The organism is Mycobacterium sp. IDUB_19, from assembly GCF_055419445.1.
This window is the reverse complement of sequence record NZ_JBVAXR010000008.1, coordinates 136,764-152,818: the sequence shown is the minus strand read 5'-3', so window position 1 is coordinate 152,818 and position 16,055 is coordinate 136,764. Positions and strand designations below refer to the sequence as shown.

Below are 16,055 nucleotides of genomic sequence, written 5' to 3'. Positions count from 1 at the left end.
TGTATCCCCTTCGGCTGGCGCAGCGTCTAGTTTTGCTCGGCCAGTTCTTATGTGCCTGCGCTACAGGTCGTTACCCGCATAGGACTGGTTGAAGCTTTTGTTGGCCAGCGGGAAGTCGGGGACGATGGTGTCGGTCATCGCCACGGGCAGCGCGGGCCAGTTGAACCAGGACGGGTCAACGATTTTGGCGCGGGTGATGTGGTTAGTCGCGTCGATTTCGACACGGTGCACAATCGTGCCGCGCCAACCTTCGACGATGCCGATACCGCTGCTCGACGCACCCGGTCGGTCGACTCTGGCGATGTATTCGATTCCACCGCTGTGCGATTCGACAATATGCCGGGCGAGGATGGCGGACGCGGCGAACTCGTCGCGCCGCACGGTGTAGCGGGCGAGGACGTCTCCATCTGCCGCACCGATTTCGGCGATGGGCAGCTCGGCGGTGGGGTGCTCGACCCGGGCATCGGTGCGCAGGCCGCTGGCGCGGGCGACGTACCCCAGACAGCCCAGCGCGGAGGCGTCTTCGGAGCGGAGGATGGCGGTACCGGCGAATCGGTCGTAGGCAACCGCGTTGGCCAGTGTCAGCGAGGCGACCTCGGCCATGTCGGCGGCGAGCCGTTGAAGTTCTTCGGTGTCCGGAAGAGCTTGCAGCGCAATCCCGCCCGGGCGGATGGCGCCGCGTAGCAGCCGGTGGCCGGTAATGGCGGCATTGAGCCGCAGCAGTCTTTCCCGGATGCGCTGAGCGTGCGTGTTGGCGATGCCGTAGCCGATGTCGTTGGCCAAGGCGCCGAGATCGGCGGCGTGATTGTAGAGCCGCTCGAGTTCGACGATCAGGGCCCGCAGCCGGTGCACCTCATCGGGCAGCTCGATGCCGAGGGCGTCTTCGACGGCGAGGCTGTGGGCCAGGGCGTGCGCGGCCGACGTGTCGCCGCTGATGCGTTCGGCGAGATCGACAGCCCCGAAGGCGGTACGGCCATGGAACAGCTTCTCGATGCCACGGTGCACGAACCACAGCCGGGCCTTCAGCCGCACGACCGTCTCGCCCGCCACCGAGAAGCGGAAGTGGCCGGGTTCGATAAGGCCGGCGTGGACGGGGCCGACCGGGATTTCGTAGATCCCGGGTCCTTCGACGTTAAGGAAGGGGAATGCGCCGGTGTCGGCGAATTCGGGTGCGGGTCCCGCGTTCGTGCGCATGGGATGCCAGTCGGGCCAGTGTGCGTGGCGGACCAGGCGGCGGGGGTTGGGATGGCCGACGGGACGGATCCCGTACAGGTCCGCCATTTCGCGCTCGAATCGGCTAGCCGGAAACGATACATAGGCCAAGGATCGGATATGTGGATCACTGGCGGGTACAACACATTCCAGCTCGACACGGCGATCGGGCCAGCCCGCCAGGAACAGGTAGATCACCCGCAGACTGTCTCCGTCGTCATGCGCGGCAACCAGCGCCAGCCGGAACGAGTCGTCTAGCAGCTGTTCGGCCATTTCGGTGAGTCCGTGCTGGGAGACCCTGTGCCGCAACCAGCTTCGGTTCACCGCGGGACTCCGACGTTGCTGCTCGCGGCGGCGAACAGGTCGGTGAGAGGACCCGCAGTGATGCCCAGGGCTGCCGAGAGGACGATCCCCACGATCAGGGCCGCCGCGGCGGTGACGGGCACGGTAATCGGTGGCGCGCCCGCCGCGGGGGCACCAAGCAGTACCCGCCCCGAATTGCGCGCGAGGGCGGCGAAGGCGATCGCGATCAGCAGCATCGCGGCGCCCAGCACCCACGCCAGCCGCGCGTTGGCCAGCGAGCGCGCGATGGCCAGCTCGCTGGCGAACATCGCGAACGGGGGGAGGCCCAGCAGGACAATCAGGCCGGTGGCAAGTGACACGCTGATCAGCCGCGAGCGGCGCATGACGCCGGTGAGGTCGGCGATGGTGGTGGAGTTGTGCGCGGCCTGGAGCTGGCCGCCCGTCAGGAACAACACGGTCTTGGCGATCCCGTGGGCGAGCACATGCAACAGCAGAGCGGAGATCGCCAATGTGGTGCCGACGGCTTCCGCGATCGCGATCAGGCCCATGTTCTCCATCGACGAGTACGCCAGCATGCGCTTGATATCGCCGGTGACGGTCAGCATCATCGCCGCGACCAGCAGCGTCACCAACCCGACCACGAGCAACCCGCTGCGCAGGAAGGTGGGTCCGGCGGCCGCGTCGATGATGGGCCGCAGCCGGATGAGCACCGAGAATGCCACCGACAGCAGCACCCCGCTCATCAGCGCGGACACCGGCGCGGGGGCTTGGCTGTGGGCGTCGGCCAGCCAGGTATGGAAGGGGAAGAGCCCGGCCTTGGCGCCGTAACCGATGAGCAACAGTCCCCCGGCAAGCCTCGTGACCGCCGGATTCAGGCCGTGGGCATGCGCGGCCAGGACGTCAAGGTTCAGCGCGTGGGCAGCGGGTGCGTCCGTGTAGCGGGCCGCGAAGTACAGCAGCACAGTGCCCAAGAATGCGACAGCGATACCCACCGAGCAGATCACGACATACTTCCAGGTCGCTTCCAGCGCGGTGCGGGTGCGGCGATGTCCCACCAGGAAGGCGGTAATCACGGTGGTCGCCTCGATGGCTACCCATACCACCCCAATATTGTTGGCGCACACCGCGAGAACCATCGCCGCCAAAAACGCCGGCGTCAGCACGCCATAGAGACGGGCACCGCGCTCGTCGATGTGGGCATGCGCGAGCTCGGTATCGATGTAACTGACGCTCGCCCAGGTGGCCAGCGTGCCGACGATTCCGATGACGATAAGCATGGTCACCGCGAGCGCGTCGGCCCGCAGCAACCCGCCCAGCGCGAACTGGGTACCGGACCCGACCCGAAACCCTAACGCCGCAGCGCACACCAGCACGGTGACCGCGGACAGGACGGTCACCGTAGCCGTCACGTGCCGCCACCCGCCCACCAGGGCGGCGATAGACGCGGCGAGCGGCGCAAGGATCGCAGCGAGCAACAATACGGTCATCAGTCGTGTAGTTCCTGCAGCTTGTCCAGGTCGGCGTCGCCGAAGGTGTGTCGCAGCCGGCTGGTCAACACACCGATCACAATCACGGCCAACAGCACATCGAGTGAGGCGCCGAGTTCGACAATCAATGGCACCCCCGCGGTGAGCAGGAACGCGGTCGCGGCAATCCCGTTGTCTAGCATCAGGAATCCGGCGGCTTGCGAGATCGCATGCAACCGTGTGGTCAACACGAAGAGCGCAATCAGCACCACCGCGAACGCGGCAGGCACGGCGTTGGTGCTGGGGCCCGGTGCCAGGTCGACCACGGGTTGGGTGATCGCGAAGGCGGCGATGGTCAGCCCGCCGGTAATCAGCAGCGAGCTGGTGGTGTTCACCAGCGGGGTAGCCTCCCGCCGCGAGGCGACTTCGGCCCTCACCACCCGGGCCAGCAGCCACGGCAACATCGCCACGCGTAGCGCCAGTACCGCGACGGCCACTCCGACCAGGGCAAGATCGCGATCGTGGATGCCGCGCACCATCGGGATCGCTGTCAGTGCCAGACCCTGCCAAGCCAGCAGATGCACGATGGCGGGCAGTTCGCGGCGCCAGACGATCAATACCGCGGTGAGCATCAGCCCGCCTGCGGCGAAGTCGATAAGGATCGAAAAATTAGCGTCGTTCATCGCCGGGCCCTCACGTGCGGACCGTGAAGAAGTTGGCGGCGGTGACCGCGAGCAGGGCCAGCAGAAACGAACCCGCCAACAGTTCGGGCACTCGGAATAGTCGAAGTTTGGCGATGAACACCTCGAATGTCGCAAGCAGCGTCGCGAGGACCGCGACCTTGGCGGCTATTGCAACCACGCCGACCAACACCTCGAGCGCGGTGGGCTGGGCGCCCGCGATCCCCCACGGCAGGAACAGATTCGCCAACAGCGCCAGCAGGACCGTGAGCCGCATCCCCGACGCCCATTCGACCAGCGCCAATCGCGGGCCGCCATACTCGAGGACCATCGCTTCATGCACCATCGTCAATTCCAGGTGGGTGGCTGGGTTGTCCACCGGCAGCCGGCCGGTCTCGGCGACGATCACGATCACCAGCGCGACGAAGGCGAGCACAGCGGTCAAAGACATGACGTGGCCGGGGTGTGCGATCGTATTTGTCACCAGCGCACCAAGATTGGTCGATCCGGCCGGGATGGACAGCGCGAACACCGCCAACAGGATCGTCGGCTCCACGAGGGCGGCAATGGTGATCTCGCGGCTTGCGCCCATGCCACCGAACGAGGTGCCGGTGTCGATGCCGGCAAGAGCGAGCGCCACGGTGCCCAGAAATAGGAGGCCGACGACTGCGAACAAGTCGGCGCTGGTGTCCAGCGGCGACCCCGTGGCGACGATCGGTGCAATCGCGGCGATCAGGAGCGTAGTCCCGGCGACGATCGCGGGCGCGGCCGCGAATACGACCGTCGTTCCAGTCGGCGTGATCTGTTGCTTGCCAAGTTGTTTGAGCAGATCGCGCCATGGTTGCAACACGCCTCCGCCGGCTCGTCCCTCCCAGCGGGCTCGCACTTGCCGCGTCGCGCCGACCACCACCGGCGCGCCCACTGCGACCGCGCCAAGCTGGGCTGCCCCGGCGACGTAGGACATAGCGTTCACCTGGCGACCACCAGCACGATCAGCACGCCCAACGCCCCGTAGGCCAGGTAAAGGTGGACGCTGCCGGTGTGAGCGCGCCGGACCAGCCCGGCCACGGCGACTATCGCAGCGACCACCGGGGCATAGAGGCGCAGTTCGATCGTGTCGGTAATCGCGGTGCGGTAGGTGATCCTTTCGGCCATGAACCGTGATTCCGCCGCGTGGGTGACCTCGATGCCGGTATCGGGGCGCAGCACATCATCGAAGACCCGCTGCAGCGGCTCGGCGAACGATGTGGCCGTGTATTGCATACGCTCGGTGAGCTCGTCGGCGCCGCATGCCCATAGCGGCAATACGACCGGTGCGGGGCGCCGGCGGACACGCGACCTGGCCAGCCCGGTCGCCACCAGCGCCGCGGCCACCACACTGGCGGCGATCACGCCGGGTGCGATCGACCCGGACACCCCGGGGAGTCGCACCACGGCACCGAAATCGGTCAACTCGACCGCGCGTGCGAGTGGCAGCGTTGCAAGCGTCCGGCGCAGTGCCGGGGCGACGAGCATCGGCGCCACCGCCAGCACCAGGCAGCCGCCGGCCGCGATCGCCATGCCGACGCGCATGGTGGCCGGCGCCTCACAAGCGTCGGCGGCCTGCCTGGAACGCGGACGGGCGAGAAAGCCGATGCCGAACGCCTTGACCATCGCCGCCACGCTCAGACCGGTGGCAAGTGCGACCGCGCCGACCGCCAGGGGTGTCGTCAGCGCCACGATGGAATCGTGTCCGGGCGCGGCGTGGATCAGTGACTGCACCAGTAGCCACTCGCTGACAAAACCGGCACCGAGCGGCAGCCCACACGCCCCCAGCGCGGCCACTCCGAAAAACACGGTGGTCATCGGCATCCGGCGAGCCAGTCCGCCGAGCAGGTCAAGGTCGCGCAGCCCAGTCGAAGCCAGCACCGACCCCGCCGCGAGGAAACCCAGGCTCTTGAACGACGCGTGCGCCATCAGATGCAGTACCGCCGCGGCTGCCGCAATCGTCGCCGGACCGTAAGCGCCGGTATCCGCGAAAAGCGTTGCCGCACCGAGCGCCAACGTGACCAGGCCCATGTTCTCTGTCGTCGAATAGGCCAGCAGCCGTTTGATATCGGTGGCCACCGAGGCCTGCAGCACCCCGTATAACGCGGATATTGCGCCGACAGCCAAAAGCGTAAGCGCCCACCAGCGCGGGCCCGGCCCGAGCAACTGCAGATCGAAGCGAACAATGCCGTAAATCCCCAGGTTGACCATCGCCGCGCTCATCAGGGCCGACACCGGGCTGGGCGCCTCGGGGTGGGCACGCGGTAGCCAGGCGTGCAGTGGCACCAGTCCCGCCTTCGACCCGAAGCCGAGCAGCGTCAGCACAAACACGGCAGTGCGGGCCCCGTCAGACACCCCCGCGAGATCGGCGAACCGGTCCGCTCCGCCGGCCGCCGATAACACCATCAGCCCGACCAGGATCGCGACGAACCCGAGCTGGGTCATCACCGCGTACGACAGACCCGCCGAGCGGACCTGCGGGCGGGTGTGCTCGGACAGCACCAACATCAGCGACGCTATCGCCATCAACTCCCAGGCCAGCAGAAACGTCGTCACCGATCCCGCGGCCGGCACCAGCACCATCGCCGCGACAAACACCGGCAACACCGCCAGGGCGACCCAGCTCAGATGCTCACGTCGCGCGTACCCGATCGCATAGCAGCCGACCGGCACCGCTACCGCGCCCGTGAGCGCCATGAAAAATCCGCCCAGTGGATCGACCTCAATCCGTATGCCGGACAACGGAAGAAGCCAGTCGATGGCTACCGGACGCAACGATCCGAACATCCCCTGCAAGCCCAGCCACACCCCGGCGATGCCCACACCCGACGTGATGATCCCACCGACTGTCAGACCGAAAGCCTTTGGTGGCAATATATTTGGCGTCGACGTCGCGATGACCGTCGATGTGGTGGTCATTTCCCCGTCACGGATCGCAGAGCCGCAACGATTTCGGCGGGTGTGGGCGGGCATCCCGCGATCTCGACATCGACGGGCACCAGCTCACCCACCGCGCCGGCGACGGCATAGGCATCCTTGAACACCCCTCTGTTCAAGGCGCAATCTCCGCACGCGATCACCACCCGCGGACGTGGCGTCGCCTCGAGGGTGTTACGCAGCGGGCCGGCCATGTTGCGCGTCACCACCCCGGTTACCAGCAACGCATCGGCATGCCGGGGCGAGGCCACTAGCCGTGCTCCGAACCGTTCCGCGTCGTAAACCGGGCCGAACACGCCCGAAATCTCCACCTCACATCCGTTGCACGAACCCGCGTCGACATGCCGGATCTGCAGCGAACCTCGCACTCCCGCAAGCGGTTCTGTTGCCGGCGGCGGCGGCGCACCCACGGGCTCGACGATCCGGCCGACGCGAAGGATTTTGGCGAGCCAGCCCACGGTACTAATTCGCTGTTCCGTCGGCGCGCAGGTCTTCCAGCACCGCGACCCGGTCAGTGAGCACCCTGGCCAGGACCTTGCGAGCTACCGCGAGCAGCTCGGCGATGTCGGGCGAGGCGATCGAATAGGTCACGACATTGCCATCGCGGTCCGCGACGACAACTCCGGCCCGACGCAACACGGCCAGCTGCTGGGATAAGTTCGACGCCTCGAGCCCGACATCAGACATCAACAACTCTCCGACCGAGCGGTCCCGCTCCACCACCAGCTCGAGAATCCTGATTCGCGCCGGGTGCGCAAGCGTCTTGAACAGGTCGGCTTTGAGCTTGTAAAGGGGCTTCGATTCCACCCTTGCTCCTGAAGACTTCGCTATTCCGACAGTTGAACAATTGAAGAATTCATCATATCGCAGGAATCCCACCGCTGCGCAACGGTGGTCGCACGCGCTGCACTTGAGGGCAGAAGCTCGCCAGGTGCCGCAACTACCGGCAGACCGGTTCGGCGTGGCCGGCACACCGCGATCCAAGCCGGCTCGCGCTCCTCTCGCTAACCTGTCCCCATGCGATGCAGGCGGGCCGGCCGGCCATGATCCGGTACCTTGCCCGGCGGTTCCTCAACTACATCGTCCTGCTGGTGCTGGCGTCTTTCCTGACTTTCCTGCTGACCTCGCAGACGTTTCATCCGCTCGACAGTTTTGTGCAGCGCCACCCGACGCCGCCACCGGAGGTTATTCACGCCAAGGCCGTTCAGCTGGGCTTGGACAAACCGGTGCCCATCCGCTACGCGAGATGGATTTCCGGTGTGGTCCGCGGTGACTTCGGAGTGACGGTGAGCGGTCACCCGGTCTCCCAGGAGCTGTGGCGCCGGGTCGGGGTGAGCCTGCGACTGGTGGTGACCGGTTCGGTGCTCGGCACGCTGATCGGCGTCATCGTTGGCGCCTGGGGCGCGGTCCGCCAGTACAAGCTGAGCGATCGTGTGATCACGGTGCTGTCGCTGATCGTGTTGAGCATCCCGTCTTTCGTGCTGGCGAGTTTGCTCATTCTGGGCGCGCTGCGGGTCAACATGCTCGCCGGAGTGGGGATCTTCCAGTACACCGGTGAGACCTCGCCGCTCCCGCCCAGTGGAACCGTCGACGAGCTCATCGAACGCTTGCAACACATCGTGCTGCCCACTCTGACCCTCGCCCTGGGCGCGATCGCGGGTTTCAGCCGCTACCAACGCAATGCGATGCTCGATGTGCTCGGCGAGGATTTCATCCGGACCGCGCGCGCAAAGGGCCTGACCCGCCGGCGCGCGTTGTTCAAACACGGATTGCGCACCGCGCTGATTCCGATGGCCACGTTGTTCGCCTACGGCGTGAGCGGCCTGGTGGTGGGCGCGGTGTTCGTCGAGAAGATCTTCGGCTGGCACGGCATGGGTGAGTGGGTTGTGTCAGGAATCGCGACCCAGGACGCCAACGTCGTCGCGGCGATCACGCTTCTCTCCGGAGCGGCGGTTCTGCTGGCGGGACTGTTGTCCGACGTCATTTACGCGGCGCTGGATCCGAGGGTGCGGGTTTCATGACGCAAGAGGCTGCGCAAAGCACGCCGGTACGGTCTGGTATCGACCCGGCCGCCACGTTCACATCCCGCCGAAACCTGTTGATTCGCCGCTTCCTTCGCAATAAGCCCGCGACGGCGGCGCTGATTCTGCTGGCACTGGCATTCATCGGCTGCTACGCACTACCGCCGCTACTGCCTTACAGCTATACCGATTTGGACCTGCACGCGCTGCTACAGCCGCCGTCGGGAAAACACTGGTTCGGCACCAACGCCTTGGGCCAGGACCTACTGGCCCGGACCCTGTGCGGAATGCAGAAGTCACTACTGATCGGCTTTTGCGTGGCCTTGATATCGACCACCATCGCCGCCACCGTCGGGTCGATTGCCGGCTATTTCGGTGGCTGGCGCGACCGAACGCTGATGTGGCTGGTGGACCTGCTGCTGGTCGTGCCGAGTTTCCTGCTCATCGCGATCGTCACGCCACGCACCAAACAATCGAACAGCATTCTCTGGCTCATCGTGCTCCTCGCAGCATTCGGCTGGATGGTCAGCTCACGAATGGTGCGCGGGCTGACGATGAGCCTGCGAGAACGCGAATTCGTCCGCGCGGCAAGATATATGGGGGTGTCGAGCCGCCGGGTGATCACGCATCACATCGTGCCGAATGTCGCCTCGATCCTGATCATCGACGCAACACTGAACGTAGGATTCGCGATCCTGGCCGAAACCGGGTTGAGCTTCCTGGGTTTCGGCGTTCAGCCGCCGGACGTTTCGCTGGGCACGCTGATCGCGGAGGGCACTCCTTCGGTGACCACATTCCCCTGGGTCTTCCTGTTCCCGGGCGCGGCTTTGGTATTGATTGTGTTGTGCGCGAATCTCGCCGGTGACGGACTACGCGACGCCGTCGACCCGGGCGCCCGGCTGGCACGCCGGAAAAAGCGGCGACCAGTTTGGCGACCCCGGTGACGGCGCTGCTAGAGGTAACCGACCTCAGCGTTACCTTCGACACCGTGGACGTGCGGGTGCCCGCGGTGCGCGGCGCGACCTACCACATCGATCCGGGCGAAGTGCTCGCCATCGTCGGAGAATCGGGCTGCGGGAAAAGCACCGCCGCCATGGCCGTGGTCGGGCTGCTGCCCGAATACGGTGAGGTGTCGGGTTCGGTGCGGTTACACGGCCAGGAATTACTCGGGCTGTCCGACCAGGCGATGTCACAGATCCGCGGAAAGACGATCGGGACCGTGTTCCAGGACCCGATGTCGGCGCTCACTCCCGTCTACACCGTCGGTGACCAGATAGCCGAAGCCATCAGGGTTCACCACCATGACATCGGCCGGGCAGATGCCCGCAAGCGTGCCGCAGAGTTGCTCGAGCTGGTCGGCATCGCGCAGCCGGACCGCCGGGCAAAGGCGTTCCCCCACGAGCTGTCTGGCGGCGAGCGCCAGCGGGTGGTGATCGCGATCGCGATCGCCAACGATCCGGACCTGCTGATCTGTGACGAGCCCACCACCGCATTGGACGTCACCGTGCAGGCTCAGATTCTCGACGTGCTGCGGACTGCGCGCGACGTGACCGGCGCGGGCCTGTTGATCATCACCCACGACCTGGGCGTGGTCTCGGAATTCGCCGACCGGGCGATGGTCATGTACGCCGGGCGCGAGGTCGAGATCGCGACCGTTGACGATCTGTACCGCGACCGCCGCATGCCCTACACGGCCGGGTTGCTCGGTTCGGTGCCGCGGCTGGACGCGCCGCAGGGCACTCGACTGATTCCGATTCCGGGCGCGCCGCCCAACCTGTCGACGCTGGCACCCGATGCCTGCCCGTTCGCTGCACGCTGTCCACTGGTGATCGACGAATGTCGTTCGGCTGAGCCAGCTCTGATCACCGTCTCCGAAGGCCACCGGGCGGCCTGCATCCGTACCGACGACGTCGCGGGTCGCACGGCCGCTGACATCTTCGACGTGTCCACACAGCCGCCGGCGATCGACAGCGCGGCGGACGAACGCGCAACCGTGCTACGGGTCATGGACATCAGCAAGACCTACCCGCTTACCAAGGGCGTGGTCTTCCGCCGGCGGGTGGGTGAGGTGCGAGCGGTCGACGGCGTCAGCTTCACCCTGGAACAGGGCCGCACGCTGGCGATCGTCGGCGAATCCGGTTCTGGGAAATCGACTACCCTGCAACAGATCCTGGAACTGACCGCACCACAAGCGGGTTCCATCGAGGTTCTCGGCGAAGACGTCGCAACGTTGAGTCCGGAGACCCGGCGCGCACTGCGGCGCGACATCCAGGTGGTATTCCAAGACCCGGTCGCGTCCCTGGACCCTCGGCTACCCGTTTCCGACATCATCGTCGAACCGTTACAGGCGAGCGGCCTTCGCAAGGGTGACACCGACGCGCGAGTCGCGGAGCTGCTCGACATCGTTGGTTTGCGCCGTGCCGACGCAACTCGCTATCCGGCCGAGTTCTCCGGTGGGCAAAAGCAGCGCATCGGCATCGCGCGGGCGCTGGCGTTGCAGCCCAAGATCCTGGCGCTCGACGAGCCGGTGTCGGCACTGGACGTCTCAATCCAGGCCGGGATCATCAACCTGTTGCTCGACCTGCAAGCGCAGTTCGGCTTGTCGTATCTGTTTGTCTCACATGACCTTTCCGTGGTCAAACACCTGGCGCATCAGGTGGTGGTGTTGTACCGGGGCGGCATAGTCGAGCAGGGCGACGGCGAAGAGGTCTTCAAGAACCCACAGCACGAATACACCCGGCGGCTGCTGGACGCCGTTCCGCGAGCGCATCCCGATGTCACGGCCCGTTAGCATCGTCGGGGTGACGCACGCACCGAGAGCCCGCAAGCTCGCAGCCCTGCTGTTGGCGCTCGTGTTGGTGGTCACCGGATGCTCGAGTGGGTATCAGGACCTTCCGGAGGCGCGGGCCGCGCAGGTCGGAGCTAGCAGCGATATGAACCCGCAGGACCCTGCCACGCTGCGGGACGGCGGCAACCTGCGACTCCCGCTGACGGCCTTCCCGGACAACTTCAATGAGTTGAACATCGACGGCAATACCTCGGACACCAACGCGATTGTGGCACCCACGCTGCCAGGGGCATTCATGACTCAGGCCGACGGGACGCTGAATCTCAACACCGACTATTTCACCGGTGCCGAGCTGACCGGTACCAACCCCCAGACCGTCACTTACACAATCAATCCGAAAGCAACCTGGAGCGACGGCAAGCCGATCACGTGGGAAGACCTCAAGTCTGAGGTTGACGCGTGCAGCGGCCGCGACAAGAAGTACTTGATCGCCAGCCGCGCCGGGTTCGAACGCGTGAAATCGGTGACCAGAGGTGTGGACGACCGGCAAGCAGTGGTCACCTTCTCCGATCCGTACGCCGAATGGCGTGGGATGTTCGCCGGCGGGATACAACCTCGGAGCATGACCGCCAACCCGGAGGTCTTCAACAAGGGCCAGCTCGAAGGTCCTGGCCCGTCAGCGGGACCGTTCATCGTGTCCACGATTGACAGGACCGCACAGCGCATCGTGCTGACCCGCAATCCCCAATGGTGGGGTCGCAAGCCTCGGCTGGATTCGATCACCTTCCTGGTGCTCGACAGCTCCGCCGTCATCCCGGCGTTGCAGAACAAGGCAATCGATGCCGCCGGCGTGGGCTCGCTTGACGATATGGTCACCGCACAACGCACGCCAGGCATCGTGATCCGGCGCGCGCCTGCCCCCACCTGGTACCACTTCACCTTCAACGGCGCCGAGGGTTCCATCATGGCCGACGAGCGGCTGCGACTGGCGGTTTGCCAGGGTATCGATCGCCAGACCATTGTCGATGTCGTCCAGCACGGCCTGACCACCCATCCCACGCCACTGAACAACCACATCTACGTGGCCGGGCAGGTTGGCTACCAAAACAACAGCGCACCAGGCGATTACAACCCAGAACAGGCACGCAGAGCCTTGGATGCCATGGGATGGAGGCTCAACGGGTCGGTACGAGAGAAGGACGGCAAGCAGCTCGTGGTGCGCGACGTACTTTTCGACGCGCCGTCCAACCGGCAGATCGCCATGGTTGCGCAGAACAGCTTGGCGCAGATCGGCGTGAAGTTGGTGCTCGACCTTAAACCTGGAAACGGCTTCTTCAGCCAATACATCGCCGTCGGCGATTTCGATATCGCTCAATTCGGTTGGGAAGGAAACGCTTTCCCGTTGTCTGCGCTTTCTCAGATTTACACCTCGGATGGCGACAGCAATTTCGGCAGGATCGGCAATGCCGCGATCGACGCGAAGATCGCCGAGACGCTGTCGGAGCTGGATCAGGACAAGGCGCGTGTTCTCGCCAACCAGGTTGACTGGATGATCTGGCAGGAAGGCTTCAACCTGCCGCTGTTCCAGTCGCCCGGCAACCGGGCGGTACGACATGATTTGGCCAATTACGGTGCAGCCGGACTAGCAGATGTGGACTACACCGCGATCGGGTTCATGCGGACCTGAGCCGCCGCCACAGCGGTGTCACGGTGGGTAGCGCACCCTCCGCGATAGCGGCCATCCCCACCGCCTTCCACAGCAGGCGTATTGCGGGACGGGCGGGCAGCGCGTCCAGCGCCGGTCCCCGACCGGCAAGCCTGTCGGTTTCCCCGCGGCACACCGCCTCTGCGATGGTCAGCGCGGCGGGCTCTCGAAAATCCACCGCGCTGTGCGCGGTCGTCGGCAACGCCAAGAGCAGCGCGTTCGGCACCAGCGACGCCACCCGCTCGGCCACTGCCCGCGGTGTCACCAGATCGCGGCCGCCGGAAATGACGACCGTGGGCCAATTGAATTTGGGCATCTCGGCTACCAAATCGTACGGCTCGGCCTCGAAAGCAGCTGTCTGACTCATGATTTCGCGCATTGCCACAGCGGGATCCAGTGGCAAACCGTCGGGCTCGGCGGCATAGTCAAGTTCGCGGAACGCGATGCGGCTGACCAGATCGATTTCGTGACGGTATGCCACATTGAGGCTGACGACGACAGACATACGGGACAGCGCCCGCCACAACGCCTTTCGGCCGCTGAGCAATAAGTCCAATTCGCGATCCAGCAACGGAGCCCCGCCGTATGCGTAAATGGTCGTCGCGATCTCCCCCGCCGACCCGGACATCAGCCCTCTGTCGATCAGCTTGCGGACTTTGGGGGCCAACGCGGCGGTCTCCGGAGTATCGCCGTCGACCAGCAACCCTCGAACGGTGTCGCGAACGACCGCGATGTCGTGCCGTGACAGCAGCGGAGAATCGAGAATCATCGCCCGCACCCGGCCGGGATGACGGACGCCGAGGCCGGCGGCGATATAGCTGCCGTACGACGTGCCATAGATGACGGCGGAGTCCACATGGGCGTCGTCGAGCACCGCGGCGATGTCGTCGACCACCTGATCGACGGTGATCGCTTCGGGCGGCAGGTCGGCGCCGGAGTCGTCGTGACGCGACATTCCGACCCCACGGTGCTCGATCATGATGACGTCCAGACCGGCGATGGCGGCGCGGCGCCGCAACCCCTTATAGACCTGCAACGACGCCACACCCGGGCCTCCCGGGATGATGACCAGCGGGTGGGCGGACTTGCGGCCGGTGCGCACGTAGTAGAGATCGAACTCGTCGCCGCTGCCTGGGGATATCGGCCTGCGCACCGGCCGGACGCCAGGCTTTCCCGCAATCTTTTCCTGCACCCGGCGCCGTTTCGAGTTCATCGTCATCGGTGCCCATTCTGCCTAGCTCGCTCATGATCAGCAGCGCGGCAGTGCGCCGAAGGTGTTGACACCCGCCGACTCAGTCGCTGATCAGGTCGGCGGCCTTCTCCCCGATCAGCACCGACGGCGCGTGGGTGTGGCCGCGAACCGTGCTGGGCATCACCGAGGCGTCCGCGACCCGAAGCCCGTCGACGCCCCGCACCCGCAGCTGCGGATCCACCACGCTGGACTCGTCGCTGCCCATCCGGCAGGTGCCCAGTGGGTGATACAAGCTCTGCGTACCGGTGGTGAGCGTCAATTCCAGGGTGGCCTCGTCCAGCTCGGTGCAATCGGGGGGTTGCGCGATGGGGCCGAGCAGATCCTTCAATGCGGGCGCCGCAGCGATCCGGGTGCATAGTCGCAGCCCTTCCATCATCGCGGCGCGGTCGACGCCGCCCGGATCGGACAGGTACCGCGGTTCGATCACCGGCTTGTCATGCGGGTCGGCGGACCGCAGCGTGATCTGGCCACGGCTTTCCGGTGCGACCAGGACGGGCCCGAACACCACCCCATGCCCCTCGGGCGGGGCGAGCCCGTCGCCGTAGAAAGGCGCCGGCGCGAAGAGGATTTCGAGATCGGGCAGCTCCAGCTCGGCCCGGCTGCGGACAAACCCGTACGCCTCCGCGATGCTGGACGTCAGCATGCCGCGGCGCCGCAGCAGATATTTCATCCGCTCTATCGCCTTGTGGCCGGCGAACAAGCTGTCGCCGGCGACGTGGAAGCCCAGCCGTGCCGCCAGGTGGTCGATCAGGTTCTGCCCCACCTGTGGTGCGTGGTGGACGAGGTCGATGCCGTGCTCGGCGAGATGATCACGGTCGCCGATGCCGGACAGCATCAACAGCTGGGGGCTGTTGACGGCGCCACCGCAGAGCACCACCTCGCGGCGCGCGTGTGCGACGCAAAGCTGGCCCTCGCGCTCGAATTCCGCACCGACTGCCCGGGTTCCGTCGATCAGGATCCGCGTCACGGTGGCCCCGGCGAGCACGGTGAGGTTTTCGCGGCCCATCGCCGGCTTCAGATAGGCGTCGGCACTGCTGCACCGAACGCCCCGGCGCTGCGTGACGACGCTCTCGCAAAAGCCCTCCGGCCGTGCAGAATTCGGTTGCGCGGCGGGAAAACCGCAATCGCGCGCCGCGGCCAGCCAGGCCGCAGTCAACGGCCGAGGGCTACGCTGCCGGGATATGTGCACCGGGCCGGTCACCCCGCTGTCGTCACCGCTGACGAAGTGCCATGCCTCGGTGACGTTCTCGATGCGACGGAAGTATCCGAGCATCTCGGCGAAACACCATTGCGGCCCGGCTCGCACGGCCCACTCGTCGTAGTCGGCGTCGAATCCACGCACCCACATCCCCGCGTTGATCGACGAGCACCCACCCAGCACCTTGCCTCTGGGCCAATAGATTTCGCGTCCGCCCAGTTCGTCCTGCGGTTCGGTCAGGTAGTCCCAGTCGATCTCGGTGCGGAACAACTTGGCGTAGGCCGCCGGGATGCGGATCAACTTATTCTTGTCGAGCGGGCCCGCCTCGAGCGCGAGTACCGAATTCGACGAGCCGGTGCTGAGCCGACCCGCCACGACCGCGCCGGCCGAGCCGGTGCCGACCACTAGGTAGTCGCACTGGATGTCCATATTGCACCCCGTTTCGGGGTGAGTGTAAGACGTGACG

13 protein-coding genes are annotated in these 16,055 nt (G+C 65.8%); 4 read left to right on the top strand and 9 right to left on the bottom strand.

What is annotated here, in order from left to right:
• Positions 1 to 60: 60 nt before the first annotated feature.
• Genes ACZY0B_RS09615 through ACZY0B_RS09585 form a run of 7 tightly spaced genes read right to left on the bottom strand, consistent with a single transcriptional unit; the run spans position 61 to position 7,432 of the window.
• Positions 61 to 1,485: a hydrogenase large subunit gene (locus tag ACZY0B_RS09615; RefSeq protein WP_463763857.1), complete on the bottom strand. Its 1,425-nt coding sequence runs from the start codon at positions 1,483 to 1,485 to the stop codon at positions 61 to 63.
• Between the two features lie 47 nt (positions 1,486 to 1,532).
• Complete coding sequence (locus ACZY0B_RS09610; RefSeq protein WP_463763856.1) at positions 1,533 to 3,002, bottom strand: proton-conducting transporter transmembrane domain-containing protein; 1,470 nt, start codon at positions 3,000 to 3,002, stop codon at positions 1,533 to 1,535.
• Positions 3,002 to 3,664, bottom strand: a complete 663-nt coding sequence (locus ACZY0B_RS09605; protein ID WP_463763855.1) for a hypothetical protein — start codon at positions 3,662 to 3,664, stop codon at positions 3,002 to 3,004. The genes ACZY0B_RS09610 and ACZY0B_RS09605 overlap by 1 nt, the downstream gene beginning before the upstream one ends.
• A gap of 10 nt (positions 3,665 to 3,674) precedes the next feature.
• Complete coding sequence (locus tag ACZY0B_RS09600; protein WP_463763854.1) at positions 3,675 to 4,625, bottom strand: respiratory chain complex I subunit 1 family protein; 951 nt, start codon at positions 4,623 to 4,625, stop codon at positions 3,675 to 3,677.
• A gap of 5 nt (positions 4,626 to 4,630) precedes the next feature.
• Positions 4,631 to 6,607 carry a proton-conducting transporter transmembrane domain-containing protein gene (locus ACZY0B_RS09595; protein WP_463763853.1) on the bottom strand — a complete coding sequence of 659 codons (1,977 nt, stop codon included), beginning with the start codon at positions 6,605 to 6,607 and terminating at the stop codon, positions 4,631 to 4,633.
• Positions 6,604 to 7,083, bottom strand: coding sequence for an NADH-quinone oxidoreductase subunit B family protein (locus ACZY0B_RS09590; protein ID WP_463763852.1), 480 nt, complete (start codon positions 7,081 to 7,083; stop codon positions 6,604 to 6,606). Before ACZY0B_RS09590 ends, ACZY0B_RS09595 begins: the two co-directional genes overlap by 4 nt.
• Positions 7,084 to 7,087: 4 nt before the next feature.
• On the bottom strand, positions 7,088 to 7,432 hold the full coding sequence (locus ACZY0B_RS09585; protein WP_463763851.1) for a lsr2/espR transcriptional regulator: 345 nt from the start codon (positions 7,430 to 7,432) through the stop codon (positions 7,088 to 7,090).
• A 236-nt stretch (positions 7,433 to 7,668) separates the two neighbouring features.
• Between ACZY0B_RS09585 and ACZY0B_RS09580 the strand changes: the two genes are divergently transcribed.
• The 4 genes from ACZY0B_RS09580 to ACZY0B_RS09565 are packed head-to-tail and all read left to right on the top strand — an operon-like array spanning position 7,669 to position 13,121.
• A complete protein-coding gene (locus ACZY0B_RS09580) occupies positions 7,669 to 8,646 on the top strand; it encodes an ABC transporter permease (RefSeq protein WP_463763888.1) in 978 nt (325 codons plus the stop codon).
• Entirely contained in the window at positions 8,643 to 9,590 is a 948-nt protein-coding gene (locus ACZY0B_RS09575; RefSeq protein WP_463763850.1) for an ABC transporter permease, read from the top strand. Before ACZY0B_RS09580 ends, ACZY0B_RS09575 begins: the two co-directional genes overlap by 4 nt.
• Positions 9,587 to 11,437, top strand: coding sequence for a dipeptide ABC transporter ATP-binding protein (locus tag ACZY0B_RS09570; RefSeq protein ID WP_463763849.1), 1,851 nt, complete (start codon positions 9,587 to 9,589; stop codon positions 11,435 to 11,437). The genes ACZY0B_RS09575 and ACZY0B_RS09570 overlap by 4 nt, the downstream gene beginning before the upstream one ends.
• A gap of 10 nt (positions 11,438 to 11,447) precedes the next feature.
• Positions 11,448 to 13,121, top strand: coding sequence for an ABC transporter family substrate-binding protein (locus tag ACZY0B_RS09565; RefSeq protein ID WP_463763848.1), 1,674 nt, complete (start codon positions 11,448 to 11,450; stop codon positions 13,119 to 13,121).
• On the opposite strand, the gene ACZY0B_RS09560 is transcribed toward ACZY0B_RS09565, so the two are convergent.
• Both ACZY0B_RS09560 and ACZY0B_RS09555 read right to left on the bottom strand, forming a co-directional pair.
• The gene (locus ACZY0B_RS09560) at positions 13,108 to 14,358 is read right to left on the bottom strand and encodes an alpha/beta hydrolase (RefSeq protein ID WP_463763847.1); all 1,251 of its coding nucleotides are present in this window, start codon (positions 14,356 to 14,358) and stop codon (positions 13,108 to 13,110) included. The two genes, ACZY0B_RS09565 and ACZY0B_RS09560, sit on opposite strands and share 14 nt — an antisense overlap.
• A 73-nt stretch (positions 14,359 to 14,431) precedes the next feature.
• On the bottom strand, positions 14,432 to 16,018 hold the full coding sequence (locus ACZY0B_RS09555; protein WP_463763846.1) for a GMC family oxidoreductase: 1,587 nt from the start codon (positions 16,016 to 16,018) through the stop codon (positions 14,432 to 14,434).
• Between the last annotated feature and the right edge of the window lie 37 nt (positions 16,019 to 16,055).